This is a genomic window from Pseudomonas sp. D8002 (assembly GCF_013385695.1).
In the GTDB taxonomy this organism is placed as follows: Bacteria; Pseudomonadota; Gammaproteobacteria; order Pseudomonadales; family Pseudomonadaceae; genus Aquipseudomonas.
Map to the genome: position 1 here is coordinate 136,044 of NZ_JACAPM010000006.1, position 25,256 is coordinate 161,299.

At 61.3% G+C, this 25,256-nt stretch carries 23 protein-coding genes; all 23 read left to right on the plus strand.

The genetic code is table 11. From position 1 onward, the window contains the following. Window positions 1-3: 3 nt before the first annotated feature. The 23 genes from flgH (at window position 4) to HX807_RS04095 (ending at window position 25,109) form a co-directional block, all read left to right on the plus strand. On the plus strand, window positions 4-699 hold the full coding sequence (flgH, locus tag HX807_RS03985; RefSeq protein ID WP_003214607.1) for a flagellar basal body L-ring protein FlgH: 696 nt from the start codon (window positions 4-6) through the stop codon (window positions 697-699). Between the two features lie 27 nt (window positions 700-726). Further along, window positions 727-1,815 (plus strand): flagellar basal body P-ring protein FlgI, encoded by a 1,089-nt coding sequence (locus HX807_RS03990; protein ID WP_032899355.1) that lies wholly within the window; start codon window positions 727-729, stop codon window positions 1,813-1,815. A gap of 4 nt (window positions 1,816-1,819) precedes the next feature. After that, on the plus strand, window positions 1,820-3,082 hold the full coding sequence (flgJ, locus tag HX807_RS03995; RefSeq protein ID WP_177049295.1) for a flagellar assembly peptidoglycan hydrolase FlgJ: 1,263 nt from the start codon (window positions 1,820-1,822) through the stop codon (window positions 3,080-3,082). A gap of 10 nt (window positions 3,083-3,092) precedes the next feature. Further along, on the plus strand, window positions 3,093-5,129 hold the full coding sequence (flgK, locus tag HX807_RS04000; RefSeq protein WP_177049297.1) for a flagellar hook-associated protein FlgK: 2,037 nt from the start codon (window positions 3,093-3,095) through the stop codon (window positions 5,127-5,129). A gap of 14 nt (window positions 5,130-5,143) precedes the next feature. Next, window positions 5,144-6,727, plus strand: coding sequence for a flagellar hook-associated protein 3 (locus HX807_RS04005; protein ID WP_003214602.1), 1,584 nt, complete (start codon window positions 5,144-5,146; stop codon window positions 6,725-6,727). Between the two features lie 303 nt (window positions 6,728-7,030). Next, the gene (locus HX807_RS04010) at window positions 7,031-7,960 is read left to right on the plus strand and encodes a ketoacyl-ACP synthase III (RefSeq protein ID WP_003214601.1); all 930 of its coding nucleotides are present in this window, start codon (window positions 7,031-7,033) and stop codon (window positions 7,958-7,960) included. Between the two features lie 266 nt (window positions 7,961-8,226). Next, on the plus strand, window positions 8,227-9,687 hold the full coding sequence (locus HX807_RS04015; protein ID WP_177049299.1) for a flagellin: 1,461 nt from the start codon (window positions 8,227-8,229) through the stop codon (window positions 9,685-9,687). A 74-nt stretch (window positions 9,688-9,761) separates the two neighbouring features. Next, a complete protein-coding gene (locus tag HX807_RS04020) occupies window positions 9,762-10,118 on the plus strand; it encodes a flagellar protein FlaG (protein WP_177049301.1) in 357 nt (118 codons plus the stop codon). 80 nt (window positions 10,119-10,198) lie between these two features. Beyond that, window positions 10,199-11,578, plus strand: a complete 1,380-nt coding sequence (gene fliD, locus HX807_RS04025) for a flagellar filament capping protein FliD (RefSeq protein WP_177049304.1) — start codon at window positions 10,199-10,201, stop codon at window positions 11,576-11,578. 129 nt (window positions 11,579-11,707) lie between these two features. Continuing rightward, a complete protein-coding gene (gene fliS / locus HX807_RS04030) occupies window positions 11,708-12,103 on the plus strand; it encodes a flagellar export chaperone FliS (RefSeq protein WP_003214591.1) in 396 nt (131 codons plus the stop codon). A gap of 24 nt (window positions 12,104-12,127) precedes the next feature. Then, complete coding sequence (locus tag HX807_RS04035; RefSeq protein WP_008434847.1) at window positions 12,128-12,424, plus strand: hypothetical protein; 297 nt, start codon at window positions 12,128-12,130, stop codon at window positions 12,422-12,424. 171 nt (window positions 12,425-12,595) lie between these two features. Further along, on the plus strand, window positions 12,596-14,071 hold the full coding sequence (locus tag HX807_RS04040; protein ID WP_003214588.1) for a sigma-54 dependent transcriptional regulator: 1,476 nt from the start codon (window positions 12,596-12,598) through the stop codon (window positions 14,069-14,071). A gap of 110 nt (window positions 14,072-14,181) precedes the next feature. Further along, window positions 14,182-15,393 (plus strand): PAS domain-containing sensor histidine kinase, encoded by a 1,212-nt coding sequence (locus HX807_RS04045; protein ID WP_032899354.1) that lies wholly within the window; start codon window positions 14,182-14,184, stop codon window positions 15,391-15,393. 6 nt (window positions 15,394-15,399) lie between these two features. After that, window positions 15,400-16,782, plus strand: coding sequence for a sigma-54 dependent transcriptional regulator (locus tag HX807_RS04050; RefSeq protein WP_087694335.1), 1,383 nt, complete (start codon window positions 15,400-15,402; stop codon window positions 16,780-16,782). A gap of 129 nt (window positions 16,783-16,911) precedes the next feature. Further along, window positions 16,912-17,244: a flagellar hook-basal body complex protein FliE gene (fliE, locus tag HX807_RS04055; protein WP_003214581.1), complete on the plus strand. Its 333-nt coding sequence runs from the start codon at window positions 16,912-16,914 to the stop codon at window positions 17,242-17,244. A 14-nt stretch (window positions 17,245-17,258) separates the two neighbouring features. Further along, complete coding sequence (gene fliF / locus HX807_RS04060; RefSeq protein WP_008434839.1) at window positions 17,259-19,034, plus strand: flagellar basal-body MS-ring/collar protein FliF; 1,776 nt, start codon at window positions 17,259-17,261, stop codon at window positions 19,032-19,034. Beyond that, window positions 19,027-20,046 (plus strand): flagellar motor switch protein FliG, encoded by a 1,020-nt coding sequence (gene fliG / locus HX807_RS04065; protein ID WP_003214577.1) that lies wholly within the window; start codon window positions 19,027-19,029, stop codon window positions 20,044-20,046. Before fliF ends, fliG begins: the two co-directional genes overlap by 8 nt. A gap of 10 nt (window positions 20,047-20,056) precedes the next feature. Beyond that, on the plus strand, window positions 20,057-20,821 hold the full coding sequence (gene fliH, locus HX807_RS04070) for a flagellar assembly protein FliH (protein WP_008434837.1): 765 nt from the start codon (window positions 20,057-20,059) through the stop codon (window positions 20,819-20,821). Beyond that, window positions 20,811-22,169, plus strand: coding sequence for a flagellar protein export ATPase FliI (gene fliI, locus HX807_RS04075; RefSeq protein ID WP_087694334.1), 1,359 nt, complete (start codon window positions 20,811-20,813; stop codon window positions 22,167-22,169). The genes fliH and fliI overlap by 11 nt, the downstream gene beginning before the upstream one ends. A 3-nt stretch (window positions 22,170-22,172) precedes the next feature. Continuing rightward, the gene (gene fliJ / locus HX807_RS04080; protein WP_008434833.1) at window positions 22,173-22,622 is read left to right on the plus strand and encodes a flagellar export protein FliJ; all 450 of its coding nucleotides are present in this window, start codon (window positions 22,173-22,175) and stop codon (window positions 22,620-22,622) included. Between the two features lie 88 nt (window positions 22,623-22,710). Further along, window positions 22,711-23,016 carry an STAS domain-containing protein gene (locus tag HX807_RS04085; protein WP_003214569.1) on the plus strand — a complete coding sequence of 102 codons (306 nt, stop codon included), beginning with the start codon at window positions 22,711-22,713 and terminating at the stop codon, window positions 23,014-23,016. Continuing rightward, entirely contained in the window at window positions 23,013-24,731 is a 1,719-nt protein-coding gene (locus tag HX807_RS04090) for a fused response regulator/phosphatase (protein ID WP_177049306.1), read from the plus strand. The genes HX807_RS04085 and HX807_RS04090 overlap by 4 nt, the downstream gene beginning before the upstream one ends. A gap of 30 nt (window positions 24,732-24,761) precedes the next feature. Next, complete coding sequence (locus tag HX807_RS04095) at window positions 24,762-25,109, plus strand: Hpt domain-containing protein (RefSeq protein ID WP_003214564.1); 348 nt, start codon at window positions 24,762-24,764, stop codon at window positions 25,107-25,109. The last annotated feature ends 147 nt before the right edge of the window (window positions 25,110-25,256 follow it).

Here is a 25,256-nt window from a genome sequence, read left to right on the forward strand (position 1 = left end):
GTCATGAATCGCTATGTTTCTGTTCTGGCATTGAGTGGGATTGCTGTGCTCGCGGGCTGTGTCGCCCCGACGCCTAAGCCCAATGACCCGTACTATGCGCCGGTGTTGCCGCGCACGCCGTTGCCGGCGGCCGCCAACAATGGCTCGATCTACCAGGCCGGGTTCGAACAGAACCTGTACAGCGACCGCAAGGCCTTCCGGGTGGGTGACATCATCACCATCACGCTGAACGAGAAGACCCAGGCGAGCAAGAACGCCAACTCGCAGATCGGCAAGACCAGCAAGACCAGCATCGGCCTGACTTCGTTGTTTGGCGGTGTACCGAACACCAACAACCCGCTGGGCAGCGGTGACCTGAGCCTGGACGCCGGCTACAGCGGCGACCGCGCCACCAACGGCAAGAGTGCGGCAGGGCAGGGCAACAGCCTGACCGGCTCGATCACCGTGACCGTGGCCGACGTGCTGCCCAACGGCATCATTGCCGTACGCGGCGAGAAGTGGATGACCCTCAACACCGGTGACGAACTGGTGCGCATTGCGGGCATGGTTCGCGCCGACGATATCTCCACCGACAACACCGTGCCGTCGACACGGATTGCCGATGCACGCATCACCTACTCGGGTACGGGTTCGTTTGCTGACGCCAGTCAGCCGGGCTGGTTTGACCGTTTCTTCCTTAGCCCGCTGTTCCCTTTCTAGGTGATCACTTTGAACTTCAAACAGCTGATGGCTGCGATGTTGCTGCTGGCCCTGAGCGCAGGCGCCCAGGCCGAGCGCTTGAAAGACATCGCGAGCATTTCCGGCGTGCGGTCCAACCAGCTGATCGGCTACGGCCTGGTGGTGGGGCTTAACGGCACGGGTGACCAGACCACCCAGACCCCGTTCACCCTGCAGACCTTCAACAACATGCTCTCGCAGTTCGGCATCAAGGTACCGCCGGGCTCGGGCAACGTGCAGTTGAAGAACGTCGCTGCGGTGTCCATCAGCGCTGACTTGCCGCCGTTCGCCAAGCCGGGGCAGGTGGTCGATATCACCGTCTCGTCCATGGGTAACTCGAAAAGCCTGCGCGGCGGCACCTTGCTGATGACCCCGCTCAAAGGTATCGACGGCAACGTCTACGCCATTGCCCAGGGCAACCTGGTGGTGGGTGGCTTTGATGCCGAAGGCCGCGACGGTTCGAAGATCACCGTCAACGTGCCGTCGGCCGGGCGGATTCCCGGTGGTGCCTCGGTGGAGCGCACCGTGCCCAGCGGCTTCAACCAGGGCAACAGCCTGACCCTGAACCTCAACCGCTCTGACTTCACCACCGCCAAGCGCGTGGTCGACAAGATCAATGAGCTGCTCGGCCCGGGCGTGGCCCAGGCCATCGATGGCGGCTCGGTTCGTGTGACGGCACCGCTGGACCCAAGCCAGCGTGTGGACTACCTGTCTCTGCTGGAAAACCTTGAGGTTGACCCGGGCCAGGCGGTGGCGAAAGTCATCATCAACTCGCGGACCGGCACCATCGTGATCGGCCAGAACGTCAAGGTTTCGCCAGCGGCCGTGACCCACGGCAGCCTGACCGTGACCATCACCGAAGACCCGATCGTCAGCCAGCCTGGCCCGTTGTCCAACGGCCAGACTGCCGTGGTACCCCGTTCGCGGGTGAATGCCCAGCAAGAAGCCAAGCCGATGTTCAAGTTCGGCCCCGGCACCACCCTGGACGAGATTGTCCGTGCGGTGAACCAGGTGGGCGCAGCGCCCGGCGACTTGATGGCGATCCTCGAAGCATTGAAACAGGCCGGCGCCTTGCAAGCCGACCTGATCGTGATCTGACGCCATGGCCATGGACATGCGCAAGAGCGGCCTGACCAGCACGGCGGATTCGGGTTCCTATTCCGACCTCAACCGGCTTAACCAGTTGAAGGTCGGCGACAAGAACAGCGACGGCAACATGCGCAAGGTCGCGCAGGAATTCGAGTCGCTGTTTCTCGGCGAGATGCTCAAGTCCATGCGTTCGGCTACCGAAGCCCTGGGCAAGGACAACCCGCTGAATACCCCGGCGGCCAAGCAGTACCAGGAAATGTACGACCAGCAGTTGGCGGTTTCCCTGTCTCGCGAGGGCGGTGGTATCGGCCTGGCGGACGTGCTGCTGCGCCAGATGCAGAAGAACAAACCGGTGGACGCCCAGGCGGCCACCCTGCAAGGCCCGGCTGCGCCCGCGAAGAAGGTGGATGTGCCGACTGAAATTGCCGCCGGTACCAAGGCCGATGGCCCGCTGGGCCGCAGCAATGGTCAGCGGCCATTGTGGGCATACCGCGTGGCGGTGCCTGAAGGCACCAACTCCCACGCCAACGACATGGCGCTGATGAACCAGCGGCGCATCTCGTTGCCGAGCAAGCTGACGGATCGCCTGCTGGCCGGCATCGTGCCGGGTGCCGAGGCTACCACTGCCGCCAAGGCCGCGCCGCTGCGCAACAGCGCTGCCGATGATGGCGTGGTCAACGGCACCGCCCGCAGCCTTGCCGCCATACCGCTTCGCGGGCAGATGCAGGTTTACGGCCGCGCCGTCGCCCAGCCACCGCTGGCACCGGCGAAGAAAGCCTTCAGCTCGCAGGATGAATTTGTCGCCACCATGTTGCCGATGGCCAAGCAGGCCGCCGCGCGGATTGGCGTCGACCCACGCTACCTGGTGGCCCAGGCCGCCCTGGAAACCGGTTGGGGTAAATCGGTGATGCGTGCCGAGGATGGCACCAGCAGCCACAACCTGTTCGGCATCAAGGCCGGCCAGAGTTGGCAGGGCGAACAGGCCCGGGCGATCACCAGCGAGTTTCGCGATGGCGCGATGGTCAAGGAGACGGCGCAGTTCCGTTCCTACAATTCCTACCAGGACAGCTTCCATGACCTGGTCACGTTGCTGCAAAGCAATGATCGCTATAAAGAAGTTGTGAAATCAGCCGACAACCCGGAACAGTTTGTGCGCGAGTTGCAAAAAGCCGGTTATGCAACCGACCCGGATTACGCCAGCAAGATTTCGCAGATCGCAAAAACGATGAACAGCTACCAGAACTACGCTGCCGCGGGCGCTTCCACTCATTTATAAGGTCTGAATCATGAGTTTGCTCAATATCGGGATGTCGGGGCTCAATGCCGCCCAGGGATCGTTGTCGGTCTTAAGTAACAACATCGCCAACGTCAACACCCCGGGATACTCGCGTCAACAGAGCGCTCAGACCGCGAATGCGTCGAACGCCTACGGCGGCGTATTTATCGGCACCGGTACGACCCTGGCGGACGTGCGTCGGGTGTACAACCAGTTCCTCAACACGGCTTACCAGAACAGCACGGCACTCGACAGCGATGCCAACGCCTACCTGGACCAGGCCAGTGCCATCGACAAGACCTTGTCGGATTCCAACACCGGCATGTCTTCGGTGCTCAGTGCCTTCTTCGCGGCGGCGCAGACGGCTTCTGCCACCCCGGGCGACGTGTCCGCGCGCCAATTGCTGCTGACCAGCGCCCAGACCCTGAGCAACCGCTTCAACTCCATTTCCGGCCAGTTGAACCAGCAGAAACAAACGATCAACAGTCAGTTGAGCACCATGACGGACCAGGTCAACAAGCTGACGTCCTCGATCGCCTCGCTCAACAAGCAGATTGCCCAGGCCCAGGGGACTTCCAGCAGTGCGCCGGCCAACCTGCTGGACTCGCGTGACGAAGCGGTGCGCTCGCTCAACGAGCTGATCGGCGTTACGGCCACGGAAAAAAACGGACAGTTCAGTATTACGACCGGTACGGGGCAGTCGCTGGTGGAAGGCGGGATATCCAATAATATCTCTGCGGTACCGAGTAGCACCGACAATAGCCAGTACACCATCCAACTCTCGATGGGCGACTCGTCCATTGACCTTGGCAATGTAGTCACCGGCGGCAGTATCGGTGGCTTGCTGCGCTATCGCAGTGACGTGCTGATGCCGGCCATCAATGATCTGGGGCGCATCGCGATTGCCACGGCCGACACGATCAACAACCAGTTGGGCCAGGGCCTGGACCTCAACGGCGAATTCGGTTCGTCGCTGTTCACCGATATCAACAGCGCGGCGGCGATTTCCCAGCGTAGCCAAGGGGCCGCCGGCAACAGCGCGGGGTCTGGCAACCTGAATGTCACGATCAAGGACAGCAGCCAGCTGACGACCTACGACTACAAGGTCACGTTTACCAGCGGTAACCAGTACAACGTCGTCCGCTCCGACGGCAAGGCCATGGGTTCGTTCGACACCACCACCACGCCGCCGCCGGTGATTGATGGCTTTACCCTGGCACTGGACGGCAAAGGGCCCATGGCTGCCGGTGACAGCTTCAAGGTCAGCCCCACGGCCAACGGGGCCACGGGCATCGGTGTCGACCTGAAGGACGTCAACAAGCTCGCCTTCGCGGGCCCCTTGGCGGGGAACGCAAGCAAGACCAACACCGGCACCGGTACGTTCACACCGCCTCAGCTGACCGTGCCGCTGGATATTCATGGCGGCGCTGATACCGCCCAGTTGCGCGTCGGCATCGAAAACTCCATGCCGGTAAAAATGCTCTTTGGCAAGCCGGCCGCCGACGGCACCCAGTCGTATACGGTGAGCGACGCGCAAGGCAATCCGATCGGCAGTGGCACCATCATCCCGGGCCAGGGCAACAAGATCAGCATCAACGTACCGATGCGCGATGCCTCCGGTGCGTTGATCCCGGGCAAAAGCTTCAACTTCGACACCACGGTCGGCGGCTCGCCTGCCAATGGTGACAGCACGACTTTCTCGTTCAACGCTTCGGGCACCTCCGACAACCGCAACGCCCAGCAATTGCTGGACTTGCAGACCAAGGCCACCGTAGGCGCCAGCGACGGCAGCCCGGGTGTGAGCCTGGTCAGCGCCAACGCCCGACTCGTGTCGCAGGTGGGCTCCAAAGCCAGCCAGGCCGCTACCGACTCCACCGCGACGGGTGCGCTGTTGGCAGCGAACAAGGCGGCCAGCAACTCGGTGTCCCAGGTCAACCTGGATGAAGAGGCGGGTGACATGATCAAGTTCCAGCAGTACTACACCGCGTCGTCGCAGATCATCAAGGCTGCGCAAGAAACTTTCAGCACACTGATTAATGCCCTTTAAAGGAGTCTGGGACGATGCGTATTTCTACACAGCAGTATTTCGACACCAGCGCCAGCAAGTACCAGACGAACTATTCCGGTGTGGTGAAAGCCCAGGACCAGGCGAGCAGCGGTATCCGGGTGCAGACCGCCTCCGATGACCCGGTCGCCGCCGCGCGCTTGCTGCAATTGCAGCAACAGAAAGACATGCTTGGCCAGTTCAACGGCAACATCAACACCCTGCAGAACTCGCTGACCAACGAAGAATCGGTGTTAAAGAGCATCAACACCGCCTTGCAGCGCGGTAATGAACTGGCGCTGCGTGCGGCCAACCAGTCCTTGAGCGATGACGATCGTAAATCCATCGCCAGCGAAGTGGGCGCGCTTGAGGACCAGGTGCTGGGCTTGCTCAACTCCAAGGATGCCAACGGCAACTACATGTTTTCCGGGTCGAAAACCGACACGCCGCCTTACATCCGCAATAACGACGGCACCTACACGTATCAGGGTGACGAGACGCCGCTGAGCTTGCAGATCTCGGACAATCTGTCGATGGCGGGGGGCGACACCGGTAAGTCGATGATGGAAAGTTCGACCAACACCGGTCGCACCCAGGCTACGTTGTTGCCGCCTGCGGTCAATGACGGCAAGGTCGCGGTATCGGCGGGCACGGTGACCTCCGGTGTCACCTACACCAAGAGTTTTACCGACGGCCAGCCCTACAAGCTGACCTTCAGCAGCAGCACGCAGTATTCCGTGACCGACAAGGACGGTAACGACGTTACCTCGGAGATTCCCGGCAACGGCACTTTCGATGCGACCAAAGAGGGCGCATCCAGCGTCAACCTGCGCGGCGTCAAGTTCGATATCAGCCTGACGCTCGGCGCGGACGTTGCGCCCGGCGCTGACTCCGACGCACTGGTGGCGGGCAAGGCGTTCACCCTGCAATCCAAGCCGGACACCTTCAGTGCTTCGCGTTCGCCAGGCAACGCGTCGACTGCACAAGTGACCGGTGGCCAGGTGACGGATCAGGCGGCCTACGCCAGCACCTTCCCTGATACCGGTGCGGTGATCAAATTCACCAGCGGCACCACGTATGAGGTGTATGCGCAGCCCTACAGTCCGAACAGCAAGACCATCGCGACCGGCACCATGGCTGCCGGTGCCACCTCGATCAACGCGGCCGGCGTGACGTTCGACATCAGTGGTGCGCCAGGGGCGGGCGACCAGTTTGCGGTCAGCGCCGTCAGCAACAAGAACGAAAACGCCCTGGACACATTGAGCCAATTGCGCAAAGCCCTGGAAACGCCGGCTGACGGCAACCTGGTCGCGCAGAACAACCTCAAGGATGTGGTGGCCAAAACCATCGGCAACCTGAACAACGCCAGTTCACAGATTGACCAGGTGCGCGGCTCCATCGGTGCTCGCCAGAATGCCCTGGATCTTCAAACGGATGAAAACACCAGCCTGGGGACTGCCAATACCAACACCATGAGTTCCCTGGGCAACGTTGACATGGGTCAGGCGGCGATCAACCTGCAGCTTCAGCAAACCATGCTGCAGGCCTCTCAGTTGGCCTTTGTGAAAATCTCTCAGTTGAGCCTGTTCAACAAAATGTGATGTCTGCAGCTGCAAACCGGCGGCTCACCCTGGAAACGGGGTGGGCCGTTGTGGTTTTTGGCGTTTGTATGTCCCCGTGTTTCGCACAAAGCGCAGAAAATTGAGTGACCTGTGAGTCATAAAGCGCATCTTCACTGTATCGTGTGAAAAGGATAGGTCGTCGCCAGGTCTCTGCGAGGGCCTGCCGCCAGGGTACAAAGGCGGTTTTCGGCGAGTTTTTTGCGGGGTCATCCCCATTATTGTCAGCACCCGGCGACGTGTCTCGCGGGGTGTTCTCCAGCTATTTAGTATTGGGAAGCCACAATGATTGGCATAAAAAGCATCGCCAGTTACGTGCCGGCAGACGGGATTGATAACTACGCCCAGGGTGCCAAATTCGCCAAGGATGAAGAATTCATCATTGGCAAGATCGGTTCGGCGTTCCTGCCGCGCAAGGATGCCGCGCAGGAAACCTCCGATCTGTGCGTCGAGGCGGTCAACGCCTTGTTTGCCAACAACCCCGATTTGAAGCGCGAGTCCATCGATGCGCTGATCGTCGTTACCCAGAACGGCGACGAAGAGGGCTTGCCTCACACCGCCGCCATCGTCCAGGACAAGCTGGGCCTGCCGACGCACGTGGCGGCCTTCGATATTTCCCTGGGCTGCTCGGGCTACGTCTACGGCATCTATGCGATGAAGGGCTTCATGGAAGCCACCGGCCTGAAGAACGGCCTGCTGGTGACCGCCGATCCGTACTCGAAGATCGTCGACCCGGAAGACCGCAACACCACCATGCTGTTCGGCGATGCCGCTACCGCCACCTGGATGGGTGAAGACGCGCCGTGGCAGTTGGGCAAGTCCAAGTTCGGCACTGACGGCTCCGGTGCGCCGCACTTGAAGGTCAGCGATGGCGTGTTCTTCATGAACGGCCGCCAGGTGTTCAACTTCGCCTTGCTCAAGGTGCCGGCGCATTTGCACGAGCTGCTCAACGAATCGGACCTCAAGGCTGACGAGATCGATGCGTTCTGCATCCACCAGGGCAGTGCGGCGATTGTCGACGCCGTGGCCCGACGTTTCGAAGACGCGCCGGTGGACAAGTTCATCAAGGACATGGTCGAGACCGGCAACACCGTGTCCTCGAGCATTCCGCTGCTGCTGGAAAAGCACATGCTCGACTCCACCTGGAAGCGCGTCGCCATCAGTGGTTTTGGTGTGGGGCTGTCCTGGGGCTCGGCGATTTTGCACCGCCCTTGACGACTTAAAGGCGCTGCACAAAAAAACGCCCATGATCGAAAGATCATGGGCGTTTTTTATTTGGCGCCAGAAAGCCAACAATTGCTGGGGTTTGGGCTATCGTAAATGCTTGAATTAAAAGGGGTGGCACGGCGCCAGTAAAAAAAATCAAAAAAGTCCTCAAGCAACCTGCTTTCACGACGATAACTATTACGAAGGTTCTCTAGGCCACACCCGGCGGTTGCCAGGGCCGGAAGCCGCAGTACACCACCCACGAGGATTTCGTCATGGCATTAACAGTAAACACCAACCTTGCTTCGTTGACCGTTCAGAACAACCTGAACAAGGCTTCCAGCGCCCTGCAAACTTCCATGCAGCGCCTGTCCTCCGGCCTGCGTATCAACAGCGCCAAAGACGATGCGGCCGGCCTGCAAATCGCTGGTCGTCTGACCAGCCAGATCAACGGCCTGGGCGTTGCCATCAAGAACGCCGGTGACGGTAACTCCATCGCGCAAACTGCTGAAGGCGCGATGCAGCAATCCACCAACATCCTGCAGACCATGCGTTCCCTGGCTCTGTCGTCCGCTAACGGCTCCCTCAGCGCTGACGACCGTAAGTCGAACCAGGCTCAGTACGCGGCTCTGACTTCTGAATTGACCCGTATCGCTTCTACCACCACTTTCGGTGGTCGTAACCTGCTGGACGGTTCTTTCGGTACTACCGCTTTCCAAGTGGGCGCCAACGCCAACCAGACCATCAACATGAGCCTGGGCAACGTAGCGGCTAACAACATTGGTTCGCAGCAGCTGCTGTCTTCTGCTCAAACGCCAACTGCTAACGGTATTGCAGCCGGTACCATCAGTGTGACCGGTGGCGGCCAGACCTCTGCTTCGCTGACCATCGCACAGGGTGCTTCGGCCAAGGATATCGCTGCCCAACTGAACGGCGCAGTCGGCGGCCTGCAGGCCTCCGCCAGCACTGAACTTAAGTTCACTGTACCTGCCAGCTTCCCGGCTGCTACTCCAAACGGTAAGTTCGACCTGACAGTCGGTAGCGGTCCTAGCGCCACTACTGTTTCGTTCACCGGTATCACCAGCGCTGCTGACCTGGCCGACCAACTGAACTCCAACGCTGCCAAGCTGGGCATCAGCGTTAACTTCGACCAGTCGACCGGCTCTCTGTCGATCAAATCCGACTCGGGTGAGAACTTCACCTTTGATAACGCTGACGCTGGCGGTCAGCTGATGAGCATCGCTACCAAAGGCGGCGACGGCAAGTTCAACGCGACTGCTACCCCACTGGATGCAGGTCCGCTGGTTGCTACCGGCGCTATCTCGTTGAACTCCAGCTCGAGCTACTCGCTGACTGGTACCGGTGGTGGTGTTGCTGGCTTGTTCGGTGCAACTGGCGTCAACGCTGTCAACTCGGCGAAAGTTGTTGTCAGCAACACCGACGTGACCACCGCTGCCAACGCACAGAGCGCTGTTGACGTGCTGACCCAGGCACTGTCCACCATCGACTCCCAGCGTGCTGACCTCGGTGCTGTACAAAACCGTTTCGACAACACCATCGCCAACCTGCAGAGCATCTCGGACAACTCCACTTCTGCCCGTGGCGTGATCCAGGACGTTGACTTCGCTGCTGAAACCGCTCAGCTGACCAAGCAACAAACCCTGCAACAGGCTTCGACTGCGATCCTGTCCCAGGCGAACCAACTGCCATCCGCTGTACTGAAGCTGCTTCAGTAATAACGGCGCTTGGTAACTGACGGAAGGGCGCGTTTACGTGCCCTTTTGTCTTTTGTCTAATGAGGTGATTGGTCATGGACATGAGCGTCAAACTGAACCTGTCTTACCCTGCGGCAGCGCCACAGAATGCACCTGCTCCTGTCAGTGCCGATCCGCAGAAGCCCAAGGTGGACGCCGTTGCTGGCGCGAAAGATGCCCAGCAGCCGAGCCACACCGACTTGAAAAAAGCCGTCAACGACATAAACGAATTCATCCAGGCTGCCCAGCGCAAACTGGATTTTTCCATTGATGACTCCACCCACCAGGTTGTGGTTAAGGTCATCGCAACCGAGAGCGGTGAAGTCATTCGCCAGATTCCTTCGGAATTGGCCCTGAAACTCGCCCAGAGCCTTCATGACGCCAGCAGCTTGCTGTTTGACGCCAAGGTCTAAACTGGCATGAACTTTGTTGCGAAAACTGCCTAGAGCGTGATTCGTCAATAAAGCATCAGCCCCGGATTAGGAGAAAGACGATGACAGTCGTAGCAGGTCTAACGGTCAACGGCCCGGGTACGGGCATCGACGTTCAAGGTCTTGTTAAGTCGTTGGTGGGGTCGCAAACCGCACCCAAGCAAGCGCAGATCGACAGCCAGACCAAAACATCCACTGCGCAACTGACTTCGATCGGCAAGATCCAGGCGGCTCTGGACGCGTTCCGGGGCGCGTTGGACACCATGACCAAGACTGTTAACTTCAGCGGCTTGAGTTCGGCGCTGTCGAACGACAAGCTCGCGACGGTCACGTTGGGCCCAGGTGCCGCCGCCGGCAACTTTACGCTGGGTGTCACCCAATTGGCCACGGCGTCAAAGGTCTCCACGGCAGTAATTCCTGGCGGGCCGACGGCCGTTGTCAATTCCGGGGTCTCGGCGACGGTGTTTACGGTCTCCCAGTCCGGCAAGAATTACAGCGTCAGTGTGCCACCGGGCGGAACCCTGCAGCAGGTGCGCGATTCGCTCAACTCGCAGTACGGCAACGCGGGCTTGAGTGCCAACATCCTGACTGACTCCAACGGTTCGCGGTTGGTGGTCACATCGTCGACGACCGGTGTCGGTAGCGACATCACCTTCAAGGGCTCCTCGGGCCTGGATACGGGTGCGACGGTTGTGGGCTCGGCGCCGCAGAACGCCATATATAACCTTGATGGCAGCCCTCAAGAGTCCAAGAGTAATACCCTGCCCGACGCAATCAGTGGTGTGAGCATTACCTTGACGGGGGTTTCGGGGACCGATGCCCCTTCGACGATCAAAGTGTCTGCGAACAGCGCAACCCTGAAGTCGGCAGTCAAGGGCTTCACAGATACCTACAGTGCGTTGGTCAAGGCTGTGAATGCCGAGACTCAGGTCACCACCAATGCCGACGGTTCCGTCACGCCAGGCCCGTTGACCGGGGACAGTTCGGTGCGCAGCATGATGGCGTCGATCCGCAACGTGATGAACTCGGTGACCGGTAGCGGCTCGTTTTCATCCCTGGCGCAGTTTGGCGTGACCACGGACCAGACAGCGGGCACCCTGAGCGTCAGTGATGTGGCGTTTGACAAGGCGGTCCTCACTAATGGCTCCGACATCAACAGCATCTTCACCGGGCCCAGCGGACTGTTGGCAAGCCTGACGAATGCCACCGCCAACTTTGCGCTGAGCAAGACCGGGGTGTTCGCCGAAAAGTCCTCGACGCTGCAGGATAACCTCAGGGATTTGACCAACCAGCAGACCGCCCTGAACACGCGTTCTGATGCCCTGACGGCCTCCCTGACCCTGAAATACAACGCCATGGACTCCCTGGTTGCCCAGCTCAAGGCTCAGGGCGACAGCGTCATGACCACGCTCAACTCGCTGAACAATCCGAAGTCCACCTGATTGGCGGATGGATAAAGCCCGCCGAAGGCGCTGAGTCAAAGCGCCAGGCGGGCTAAAGTTTTGTGTAACACCGTCGACATAATAATCAGCGTCCACCCTTTTAGCTGTCGCCTGTCACGAGGTAGAAACATGAATCCCATGAGAGCCCTTCGCCAATACCAGAAGGTCAACACCCACGCCCAGATCTCCGAAGCCAGCCCGCACCGCCTGGTGCAGTTGCTGATGGAAGGCGCACTGGATCGTATGGCGCAGGCCAAGGGTGCGATGGCTCGCGGTGATATCGCGCAGAAGGGGTTGATGCTGGGCAAGGCGGTGGACATCCTCGTCGGGTTGCGTGACGGCCTGAACCCCGAGAAGACCCCGGACCCGATTGCACTGCAGCAGTTGGATAACCTGTATGCCTTCATGACCATGCGCCTGCTGGAAGCCAACCGTCAGAATGACGCTGCGATGATCGATGAGGTCGCAGGTCTGATGATTACGCTCAAGGAAGGCTGGGACGGTATTGCCACAGAGGTACAGTAGGCCGTAAGGCCTGAGGACGATGTCATGAGCCAAGCATTGCAAAAAATCGACGAGACCCGTGAGGCGCTGTCCGAGGCGTTGGCTGAACGCAACTGGGGGGCGATCGGCGAACTGGATTTGGGCTGCCGCGCGTTGATCGATGCTGCGCTCAACGAGGATTCGGCGGATGAGGCAGCCATTCGGGCAAAACTGGAAGACTTGCTTTCGGTCTACCAGCAGTTGCTTGAGGCGACGACAGGGGAGCGACAGGCTATTTTCGAAGAGATGTCGCAGTTCAACCGAGCTAAACATGCGTCAAAGGTTTACCATATGTTCGGCTGAAGGCTCAGTTAATCCGAACACCGCGCGTCATAAATTTGACTGTGCACGATTTTTTGACTTAACTAGTGCTATTTTCAGACGTCAGAAAGCCGTAGCGCAGAAAATGCCTACAGCAATCTAGATTGCCCCAACTCGAGGGCATTAGAGTTTTACTAGGGAAGTTGCTATTGCATGTGGCGTGAAACCAAAATTCTGCTGATCGATGACGATAGCGTTCGGCGCCGCGATCTGGCGGTGATCCTGAATTTTCTTGGCGAAGAAAATCTACCCTGTGGCAGCCACGACTGGCAGCAGGCGGTCAGCTCTTTGTCGTCGAGCCGCGAAGTCATTTGTGTGCTGATCGGGACGGTAAACGCTCCTGGTGCAGTTCTGGGCTTGTTAAAGACACTGTCGACCTGGGATGAGTTCCTTCCGGTGTTGCTGATGGGCGATATTTCTTCCGTGGACCTTCCGGAAGACCAGCGCCGCCGCGTGCTCTCCACCCTTGAAATGCCCCCCAGCTACAGCAAATTGCTCGACTCCCTGCACCGTGCCCAGGTCTACCGCGAGATGTACGACCAGGCCCGCGAGCGCGGCCGTCACCGCGAACCCAACCTGTTCCGCAGCCTCGTCGGCACCAGTCGTGCGATCCAGCACGTGCGCCAGATGATGCAGCAAGTAGCCGACACCGACGCCAGTGTGCTGATCCTTGGCGAGTCGGGCACCGGCAAGGAAGTGGTCGCACGCAACCTGCACTACCATTCCAAGCGTCGTGACGGGCCGTTCGTGCCGGTCAACTGCGGGGCGATCCCGGCAGAGCTGCTGGAAAGCGAACTGTTCGGCCACGAGAAGGGCGCCTTTACCGGGGCGATCACCAGCCGTGCCGGGCGTTTTGAACTGGCCAACGGCGGCACCCTGTTCCTCGACGAAATCGGCGACATGCCGCTGCCGATGCAGGTCAAGCTGCTGCGGGTATTGCAGGAGCGCACCTTCGAGCGCGTGGGCAGCAACAAGACCCAGAGCGTCGACGTACGCATCATCGCGGCCACCCACAAGAACCTCGAAAGCATGATCGAGGTCGGCAGCTTCCGCGAAGACCTGTACTACCGCCTCAACGTATTCCCGATCGAAATGGCGCCCCTGCGCGAGCGCGTCGAAGACATCCCGTTGCTGATGAACGAGCTGATCTCGCGCATGGAACACGAAAAGCGTGGTTCGATTCGCTTCAACTCGGCGGCGATCATGTCCCTGTGTCGCCACGGCTGGCCGGGCAACGTCCGCGAGCTGGCCAACCTGGTGGAGCGCATGGCGATCATGCACCCGTACGGGGTGATCGGCGTGGTCGAGCTGCCGAAGAAATTCCGCTACGTCGACGACGAAGACGAGCAATTGGTGGACAGCCTGCGCAGCGACCTGGAAGAGCGCGTGGCCATCAACGGCCACACACCGGACTTCGGCTCCACCGCCATGCTGCCGCCGGAAGGCCTGGACTTGAAGGACTACCTCGGCAGCCTCGAACAAGGCCTGATCCAGCAGGCACTCGACGACGCCAACGGTATCGTCGCCCGTGCCGCCGAGCGCCTGCGCATCCGTCGTACCACCCTGGTGGAGAAGATGCGCAAGTACGGCATGAGCCGCAAGGAAGGTGATGAACAGGCGGATGATTGACGCCTGTTTTTCAACTGACTGAAAACCAAGCCTATTTTTTTAGGCACGGGTATTGCTACAGCACTCGCAACGTTCCGTTTAACTGACGGTCAGCCAAGCGAGAGAGCATGATGCCCCACGCCGCCCAACTATCTTCGGTCCCTGACACTCAGGGGCCGGCTCCCTCCGTAGAGCAGATCAGCCGCCTCGGGCTTGAACAGGCTTTTTCCCTGTTCAACCAGATGTCGAGCCAGTTGACTGACTCCTACAGCCTGCTGGAAGCCCGGGTTTCCGAGCTTAAAGGCGAGTTGGCCGTGGTCAGTGCCCAGCGCATGGAAGAGCTGGCCGAGAAAGAGCGACTGGCCAACCGTCTGCAAAACCTCCTCGACCTGTTGCCCGGTGGCGTGATCGTCATCGACGAGCAGGGCCGTGTGCGCGAAGCCAACCCGGCGGCCTGCAACATGCTTGGCCTGCCGCTGGAGGGCGAACTGTGGCGTGAGGTCATCACCCGCTGCTTTGCCCCGCGGGAAGACGACGGCCACGAAATCTCCCTCAAGGATGGGCGCCGCCTGTCCATCGCCACGCGTTCCCTGGATGCCGAGCCCGGCCAGTTGGTGTTGCTCAACGACCTGACTGAAACCCGGCACCTGCAAGACCAGTTGGCCCGCCATGAGCGCCTGTCGTCTTTGGGGCGAATGGTCGCTTCCCTGGCCCACCAGATTCGTACGCCATTGTCGGCCGCGCTGATTTACGCCAGTCATTTGACTGATGAGCAATTGCCCGCCGCCACCCACCAGCGTTTTGCCGGCCGCCTCAAGGAGCGCCTGCACGAACTGGAGCATCAGGTGCGCGACATGCTGGTGTTTGCCCGCGGCGAATTGCCGCTGACCGACCGCGTCACCCCGGCCGCCTTGATGCAGTCCCTGCAAGCGGCGGCCGCCACTCATATCCAGGAAGCGTCAGTCCGTTGGCAGTGCGACAGCCATTACGGCGAGTTGCTGTGCAACCGCGACACCCTGGTGGGCGCGCTGCTCAACCTGATCGAAAACGCGACCCAGGCCAGCGGCCCCGGGGCGCGGCTCAAGGTGCACCTGTACAACCGTGGCGAGACCCTGCGCCTGAGCATCAGCGACAGCGGCAGCGGGATTGACCCGGTGGTGCTGCAGCGCCTCGGCGAGCCTTTTTTTACCACCAAGACCAACGGGACCGGCCTGGGCCTGACCGTGGTCAAGGCAGTCGCCCGTGCACATCAGGGAGAATTGCAGCTGCATTCCCGGTTGGGTCGTGGCACGTGCGCGTTGATCACGCTGCCGCTGTTTTCATGCGCCGTCAGCGCGGAGTAAAAGGTCATGGCTATCAAGGTTTTATTGGTTGAAGACGATCGCGCCCTGCGTGAAGCATTGGCTGACACGCTGTTGCTGGCGGGCCATGACTATCGGGCGGTCGGTTCTGCCGAAGAAGCCCTGGACGCGGTGGAGCAGGAGTCTTTCAGCCTGGTGGTCAGCGACGTCAACATGCCGGGCATGGACGGACACCAGTTGCTCGGCCTGTTGCGTGCGCGCCAGCCGCAACTGCCGGTGCTGCTGATGACCGCCCACGGCGCCGTGGAGCGTGCCGTCGACGCCATGCGTCAGGGCGCTGCGGATTACCTGGTCAAGCCCTTCGAACCCAAAGCCTTGATCGAACTGGTCGCCCGGCATGCCCTTGGCACCCTGGGCGCTGCCGAGGGTGAAGGTCCGATTGCCTTCGAACCGGCCAGCGCGCAATTGCTGGAACTGGCGGCCCGTGTTGCCCGCAGCGACTCCACCGTGCTGATCTCCGGCGAGTCCGGTACCGGCAAGGAAGTACTGGCGCGCTACATCCACCAGCAATCCCATCGTGCCAGCCAGCCGTTCATTGCGATCAACTGCGCGGCCATTCCCGACAACATGCTCGAAGCCACCTTGTTCGGCCATGAGAAGGGCTCGTTCACCGGCGCCATCGCGGCGCAGGCCGGCAAGTTCGAGCAGGCTGACGGCGGCACCATCCTGCTCGACGAAATCTCCGAAATGCCCCTGGGCCTGCAAGCCAAGTTGCTGCGGGTATTGCAGGAGCGCGAAGTGGAGCGGGTGGGCGCACGCAAGCCGATCCAGCTGGACATCCGTGTGGTCGCCACCACCAACCGCGACCTGGCGGGCGAAGTGGCGGCGGGGCGCTTCCGTGAGGACCTGTTCTACCGGCTCTCGGTGTTCCCGTTGGCCTGGCGCCCGTTGCGCGAGCGCCCGGCCGACATCATCCCGCTGGCCGAGCGCCTGCTGGGCAAGCACGTCAATAAAATGAAGCATGCCCAGGCGCGCCTGTCGGCCGAGGCCCAGGCCTGTCTGATCAGTTACCCGTGGCCCGGCAACGTGCGGGAACTGGACAATGCGATCCAGCGTGCGTTGATTTTGCAGCAGGGCGGCCTGATCCAGCCCCAGGATTTCTGCCTGGCCATGGGCGCGGGCGCAGCCCCGCAGCCGAGCCTGGCTGCCGCGCCACAGGTCGAAGCCGTGCCTGCCGAATCCGCCGGCGCCCTGGGCGACGACCTGCGTCGCCGGGAATTCCAGATGATCATCGACACCCTGCGCTCCGAGCGCGGGCGCCGCAAAGAAGCCGCCGAGCGCCTGGGCATCAGCCCGCGCACCCTGCGCTACAAGCTGGCGCAGATGCGTGACGCCGGGATGGACGTGGAAGCCTACCTCTACGCCACCTGAAAATTCTCAAAGCCGACAGGGCCAGTCGCCTTTTCTTACAGAATGCCACGGAGCTGGCACCCTTGTTGCTACCACCCCTGTAATCGCTGTGTAGTGTCAAAAAATTGCGGGTCGTCGGAGAGAAAGTTCATGAGCCAAGGTGTTGAGTTCAATCGGTTGATGTTGGATATGCGGTCCATGCAAATGGATGCCATGGCTCAACCGAAATCCGCCGCGCAAGCCGTACCGGAATTGGGCCAGAGCAGCTTTGCCGACATGCTCGGCCAGGCCATCAACAAAGTCAGCGACACCCAGCAGGCATCCAATCAGTTGGCGACCGCCTTCGAGATCGGCAAGAGCGGCGTGGACCTCACCGACGTGATGGTCGCCTCGCAAAAAGCCAGCGTTTCATTCCAGGCCTTGACCCAGGTGCGCAACAAACTGGTTCAAGCCTATCAAGACATCATGCAGATGCCGGTTTAAGGACGATTTGAGTCATGGCAGAAGCACTCGTGGATAACGCACCCGCCAAGGCAGACGGCAAGCCGCCGCTGTTTGGCCTGTCGTTCCTGGAAAACCTCTCCGAGATGACCATGTTGCGTCAGGTAGGCCTGATGGTCGGCCTGGCTGCCAGCGTGGCGATTGGTTTTGCCGTGGTGCTGTGGTCCCAGCAACCGGATTACCGTCCGTTGTACGGCAGCCTGGCCGGCATGGATTCCAAGCAGATCATGGAAACCCTGGCGGCGGCAGACATCAGCTACACCGTCGAACCGAATTCCGGCGCCCTGTTGGTCAAGGCCGACGATGTGGCCCGTGCGCGGATGAAGCTGGCGGCTGCCGGCGTAACCCCGTCCGACGCGAATATCGGCTTTGAAATCCTCGACAAGGACCAGGGCCTGGGGACCAGCCAGTTCATGGAAGCCACCCGCTACCGTCGCGGCCTGGAAGGCGAACTGGCGCGCACCATCTCTGCCCTGAACAACGTCAAGGGCGCCCGCGTGCACCTGGCGATTCCGAAAAGCTCGGTGTTCGTGCGCGATGAACGCAAGCCCAGCGCCTCGGTCCTGGTCGAACTCTTTGCCGGCCGCTCCCTCGAGCCTGGCCAGGTATTGGCGATCATCAACCTGGTGGCCACCAGCGTTCCTGAATTGAGCAAGTCGCAGATCACCGTAGTCGACCAGAAGGGCAACCTGCTGTCGGACCTCGCGGAGAACTCCTCGCTGACCATGGCCGGCAAGCAGTTCGACTACAGCCGTCGCATGGAAAGCATGCTGACCCAGCGTGTGCACAACATCCTGCAACCGGTGTTGGGCAATGATCGCTACAAGGCTGAAGTGTCGGCCGACGTCGACTTCAGCGCCGTCGAATCGACCTCCGAGCAGTTCAACCCGGACCAGCCGGCCCTGCGCAGTGAGCAATCGACCACCGAGCAACGTACCGCCAGCAATGGCCCGCAAGGCGTGCCGGGTGCCCTGAGCAACCAGCCGCCCACCCCGGCCACTGCCCCGCAAACCACCGGTGGCGCTGCCGCTACCGCAGGCGCGGTGCAGCCTGGCCAGCCGCTGCTGGACGCCAACGGCCAGCAGATCATGGACCCGGCCACCGGCCAGCCCATGCTCGCGCCGTACCCGGCCGACAAGCGCAACCAGTCCACCAAGAACTTCGAGCTTGATCGTTCCATCAGCCACACCAAGCAGCAACAGGGTCGGATCAATCGCCTGTCGGTGTCGGTGGTGGTGGATGACCAGGTCAAGGTCAACGCCGCAGACGGCGCCATCACCCGCGCCCCATGGAGCGCCGATGAATTGGCGCGCTTCACTCGCCTGGTGCAGGACGCGGTGGGCTTCGATGCCAGCCGTGGCGACAGCGTCAGCGTGATCAACATGCCGTTCTCCGCCGAGCGTGGCGAAGTCATCGCCGAGGCAGCGTTCTATACTCAGCCGTGGTTCTGGGACATCGTCAAGCAAGTGCTCGGGGTGTTGTTCATCCTGTTGCTGGTGTTCGGCGTACTGCGCCCGGTGCTCAACAACATCACCGGCCACGGCAAGAAGCAACTGGCCCTGGCCGGCGGCGACGTCGAACTGGGTGGCATGGGCGGCCTCGATGGCGAACTGGCCAACGACCGCGTGAGCCTCGGTGGCCCGCAAAGCATTCTGTTGCCGAGCCCGAGCGAGGGTTATGACGCTCAGTTGAACGCAATCAAGAGCCTGGTGGCCGAAGACCCGGGTCGTGTGGCCCAGGTCGTGAAAGAGTGGATTAACGCAGATGAGTGATAGCCGAGCTGCAGTAGCCAAACTCTCCCGGGTCGACAAAGCCGCCGTGCTGTTGCTGTCCCTCGGAGAAACCGACGCCGCCCAAGTGCTGCGCCACATGGGGCCCAAAGAGGTTCAGCGTGTCGGCGTGGCCATGGCGCAAATGCGCAATGTGCACCGCGAGCAAGTCGAGCAGGTGATGAGCGAGTTCGTCGAGATCGTCGGCGACCAGACCAGCCTGGGCGTCGGCTCCGACAGCTACATTCGCAAGATGCTCACCTCGGCCCTGGGCGAAGACAAGGCCAACGGCCTGATCGACCGCATCCTGCTGGGTGGCAACACCAGCGGCCTCGACAGCCTGAAGTGGATGGAACCGCGGGCCGTGGCCGATGTGATCCGCTACGAACACCCGCAAATCCAGGCGATCGTGGTGGCGTATCTCGACCCCGACCAGGCCGGTGAAGTGCTCGGCCACTTCGACCATAAGGTGCGCCTGGATATCATCCTGCGCGTCTCGTCGTTGAACACCGTACAGCCGGCGGCCCTGAAAGAATTGAACACGATTCTCGAGAAGCAGTTCTCGGGCAATTCCAACGCTTCGCGCACCACCCTGGGCGGCATCAAGCGTGCGGCCGACATCATGAACTTCCTCGACAGCTCGGTGGAAGGCCAGTTGATGGACTCGATCCGCGAGATCGACGACAGCCTGTCGGTGCAGATCGAAGACCTCATGTTCGTGTTCAACAACCTCTCCGACGTCGACGACCGTGGCATCCAGGCGTTGCTGCGGGAAGTGTCCTCCGACGTACTGGTGCTGGCGCTCAAGGGCTCCGACGAGGGCGTCAAGGAAAAGATCTTCAAGAACATGTCCAAGCGGGCTTCCGAACTGTTGCGCGACGACCTCGAGGCCAAGGGCCCGGTGCGCGTCAGCGACGTGGAAACTGCACAGAAGGAAATCCTCACCATTGCCCGCCGTATGGCCGAAGCCGGAGAAATCGTTCTCGGTGGGAAGGGCGGCGAAGAAATGATTTAAGGCGCCGCGCATGTCGAACAAAGATGAGACGCCCAGCGATCTGATTCGCGCACGGGACGTCGGAGGGTTCGACGTCTGGTCGCTGCCCAGTTTCGACCCGCATCGCCCGGAGCCTGAGCCGGAGCCGGTAGAAGAACCCCCGGCCGAGATGGAAGAAGTGCCGCTGGAGGAAGTCCAGCCACTGACCCTGGAAGAGCTCGAAAGCATTCGCCAGGAAGCCTACAACGAAGGTTTCTCCACCGGCGAGAAGGACGGTTTTCGCAGCACCACCCTCAAGGTTCGCCAGGAAGCCGAGGCCGCGCTGAGCGTCAAGCTGGCCAGCCTGGAAACCCTGATGGGCAGCCTGTTCGAGCCCATCGCCGAGCAGGACTCGCAGATTGAAAAAGCCATGGTCGGGCTGGTGGAGCACATCACCCGCCAGGTGATTCAGCGCGAATTGGCCCTGGACTCCACGCAAATCGAAAGCGTGATGCGCGAAGCCCTCAAGCTGCTGCCCCTGGGCGTCGGCAACGTGCGGCTGTACATCAACCCGCAGGATTTCGAACAGGTCAAAGCCCTGCGCGAGCGCCATGAAGAAACCTGGCGCATCGTCGAAGACGCCGCGCTGCTGCCCGGTGGTTGCCGGGTCGAGACCGAGCACAGCCGCATCGATGCCACGGTGGAGACGCGCATCACGCAGATCATGGCCAAGCTGTTCGATCAGTTGCACGAGCAGGCGCTGCACCCGGCAGAGCCGGACTTGAGCGTCGAGCTGGACACCCCCGATGCGCCTTGACCGCACCAGCTTCGCCAAGCGCCTGGGTGGCTATGCCGAAGTCACCGAGTTGCCCGGCCAGCCGATCCTGGAGGGCCGGCTGCTGCGCATGGTCGGCCTGACCCTGGAAGCCGAAGGCCTGCGCGCCGCCATGGGCAGCCGCTGCATGGTGATCAACGACGACAGCTACCACCCGGTGCAGGTCGAAGCCGAAGTGATGGGGTTCTCCGGCAGCAAAGTATTCCTGATGCCCGTCGGCAGCGTTGCCGGCATTGCCCCCGGCGCTCGCGTGGTGCCGCTGGCCGACACCGGCCGCCTGCCGATGGGCATGAGCATGCTCGGCCGCGTGCTGGATGGCGCCGGGCGCGCCCTCGACGGCAAGGGCGGGATGAAGGCCGAAGACTGGGTGCCGATGGACGGCCCGACCATCAACCCGCTCAAGCGCAACCCCATCAGCGTGCCGCTGGACGTGGGCATTCGCAGCATCAACGGTTTATTGACGGTGGGCCGCGGCCAGCGCCTGGGCCTGTTTGCCGGTACCGGCGTGGGTAAGTCGGTGTTGCTGGGGATGATGACGCGCTTTACCGAGGCCGACATCATCGTGGTCGGGCTGATCGGCGAGCGGGGCCGGGAGGTGAAGGAATTCATCGAGCACAGCCTCGGCGAAGAAGGCCTCAAGCGTTCGGTCGTGGTGGCCTCACCGGCGGATGACGCGCCGCTGATGCGCCTGCGCGCCGCGATGTACTGCACGCGCATCGCCGAATATTTTCGCGACAAGGGCAAGAACGTCCTGCTGCTGATGGACTCCCTGACCCGTTTCGCCCAGGCCCAGCGGGAAATTGCGCTGGCCATCGGCGAGCCGCCGGCCACCAAGGGCTATCCGCCGTCAGTGTTTGCCAAGCTGCCCAAGCTGGTGGAGCGTGCCGGTAACGCCGAAGCCGGTGGTGGTTCGATCACTGCGTTCTACACCGTACTCTCCGAGGGCGATGACCAGCAGGACCCGATTGCCGACTCGGCGCGGGGCGTGCTCGACGGGCACATCGTGCTGTCCCGGCGCCTGGCCGAAGAAGGGCACTACCCGGCCATCGACATCGAAGCCTCCATCAGCCGGGTGATGCCGTCGGTGGTCACCCCGGAGCACATGATGCGCGCGCAGCAGTTCAAGCAACTGTGGTCGCGTTATCAACAGAGCCGCGACCTGATCAGCGTCGGCGCCTATGTGGCCGGCGGCGATCGCGAGACCGACCTGGCGATTGCCCTGCAACCGCAACTGGTGACGTACCTGCGCCAGGGCCTCAACGACAAGATCAGCATGGGTGAAAGCGAGGCACACCTGGGCACCATCTTCGCGCCGGCGCCGGGCGGATAAACCATGGCCAACACTCGCGCCGCGCGCCTTGCCCCGGTAGTGGACATGGCCGAAAAAGCTGAAAAGACCGCCGTCCAGCGCCTGGGGTACTTCCAGGGCCAGGTTCGCCTGGCGGAAAGCAAGCTGGGGGACCTGGAGCGCTTTCGCGGCGAGTATCAGCAGCAGTGGATCGAGCGTGGCAGCAAGGGCGTCTCCGGGCAGTGGCTGATGGGCTACCAGGGCTTTCTCAACCAGTTGGAAACCGCCGTCGGCCAGCAGCGCCAGAGCTTGGCCTGGCACCAGGCCAACGTCGACAAGGCCCGCGACAGCTGGCAACAGGCCTATGCCCGGGTCGAAGGCCTGCGCAAACTGGTGCAGCGCTACATCGACGAAGCCCGTGCACTGGAAGACAAGCGCGAGCAGAAATTGCTGGATGAATTGTCCCAGCGTCTTCCCCGCCAAAACCCCTATTAACCACGCCCTCGCTCCTACATGGATTTGCCCACTTCCCTATCACCTGCTACACCTTGTTGCACATTGCCAATGACAAGGAAGCAGTCGTATGTCAGTCGAATCAGAAGTGTCCCTGGACGGGACGAAGTTGACGATCACCGTCAGGGGGCGATTCGATTTCGGTAGCCACCAGGCCTTTCGTGATGCCTACGAGCGGTTCTACAAGGTGCCCGAGATCTACGTGGTGGACTTGAAGGAAACCACCTACATGGACAGCTCGGCCCTGGGCATGCTCCTGCTGTTGCGTGACCATGCCGGAGGCGACAATGCCGAAGTGCAGGTGGTCAACGCCAACTCCGATGTGCGCAAGATCCTGGCCATTTCCAACTTCGACAAACTGTTCGACCTCACTTGAGCGTCCTGGCCCCGGTCCTCGAGGCGCTGACGGTGTTGATCGCCGAAGACAGCGCCGCCGACCTGTTGTTGCTGTCAACCATCGTGCGCCGCCAGGGCCACCAGGTGCTGACCGCCAGCAACGGCCAGGAAGCGGTCGATGTGTTTACCCGTGAACGGCCGCAGTTGGTGTTGATGGACGCCCTGATGCCGGTGATGGACGGCTTCGAGGCGGCCCGCCAGATCAAGCAGCGGGCGGGGGAGGCGCTGGTGCCGATCATCTTCCTCACCTCCCTGCGCGAGAGCGAAGCCCTGGCCCAGTGCCTGGATGCCGGGGGTGACGACTTCCTGGCCAAACCCTATAACCAGGTGATCCTGGCGGCAAAGATCAATGCCATGGATCGCCTGCGTCGCTTGCAGGCCACGGTGTTGCAGCAACGCGACTTGATCGCCCGGCACCACGACTACCTGCTGCAGGAGCAGCGAGTGGCCAAGGCGGTGTTCGACAAGGTGGCCCACTCGGGCTGCATCAACGCCGCGCCGAATATTCGTTATGTGCAGTCGCCCTACGCGCTGTTCAACGGCGATTTGCTGTTGGCCGCCTACACGCCGTCGGGCGATATGCATGTGCTGCTGGGGGACTTTACCGGCCACGGTTTGCCGGCGGCGGTCGGCGCCATGCCCCTGGCGGAAGTGTTCTACGGCATGACTGCCAAGGGCTACGGATTGGCGCAAACCCTGCGGGAGATGAACGCCAAGCTCAAGCGCATCCTGCCGGTGGACATGTTCTGTTGTGCCACCTTGCTGTGCCTCAGCGCCCAGCGACGGGTGGTGGAAGTGTGGAATGGCGGCATGCCCGACGGCTACGTGCATGACGTCACCACCGGCAAGCGTACGCCGCTGGTGTCGCGGCATTTGCCATTGGGCGTGCTGGCGGCCGATGCGTTTGATGACCGCACTGAAGTCTGGCCGATGGCGCTGGGTGACCGAGTGTTTTTGCTGTCGGATGGTGTGCTGGATACCGCCGATGCCCATGAACAGTTGTTTGGCGCCGAGCGGTTGCAGCAGGTGTTTGCGGCCAATCGCGAGCCGGACCGGTTGTTCGAGGAGATCGAACAGGCCTTGGCGGGTTTTCGCGGTGAGGTGCGCGATGACATCAGCATGGTGGAGATCAGCCTGCAGGCGGATGAGCCGTTGCGTTCGTCGTCGGTGGTGTATTCCGACAGTGGGCAGTCGTCGCCGCTGGATTGGTCGGTAAGTTTTGAGTTTCGTGCCGAGACGCTCAAGTCCTACAACCCTTTGCCGTATTTGTTGCAGTTGCTGTTGGAGATTCATGGGCTGCGGGAGCAGAGCGGGGCGTTGTACAGCGTGATGGCGGAGTTGTATTCCAATGCGCTTGAACATGGTGTGCTGGGGCTGGATTCGCGGCTCAAGCGGGATGCACAGGGGTTTGCTGCGTATTACCGCGAGCGTAATGAGCGGCTGGCGCGGTTGGATAGCGGGTATGTGCGGGTGCACCTGGATGTGGTGCCGACCGGGGAGGGGGGGTGTCTGACGCTGCGGATCGAGGACAGTGGGGCCGGGTTTGATGTGGATAAGGTGCTGGCCAGGCCGCTGGATGTTGACCGTCTGTCTGGTAGGGGATTGAGCCTGGTGCGCCAGTTGAGCAGCGATGTAGGCTGGTCTGACGGCGGGCGGTGTGTGTGCGTGGAGTTTTCATGGAAGGCTCTGGCATAATCCGCCGATTCTTGATCAAGGAGCGAACAAGTGGCAGAGATTCATCTGGACCCCGATGTGCTGACTGGCTTGCAGGAGGTCATGGAGGGCGAGTATCCGAAGCTGCTCGACACTTTTCTCGATGACTCGCAAAAGCGGGTAGAGGCGTTGCGCCGGGCTCGGGATGATGCCAAGGCGCTTGGGCGGATTGCGCATAGCTTCAAGGGGAGTAGCGGTAATCTTGGGGCGGTGCGGTTGGCTGAGCTTTGTCAGTTGCTCGAGGATAAGTCCGCCAAGCCTGTGGTTGCGGATTTGGCGCAGTTGGTGGATGAGATTGACCATGAATTCGCGCTGGTGCGGCCGTTGTATGAGCATGAGCGGGGGCGGTTTCAGCTCTGACGCTTTTGTGTGTATATCCGTTTCTTCGGTAACGGCGGCTTATGGTTTCGCTCTTGCAGCGAGTCACTTTGCAAAAGCGGCACAGTAACCAAAGCGCTCTGCCCCATCAAAAACCAGAGCGAAAGCAGAGCTGCTTTTCTGTGGGAG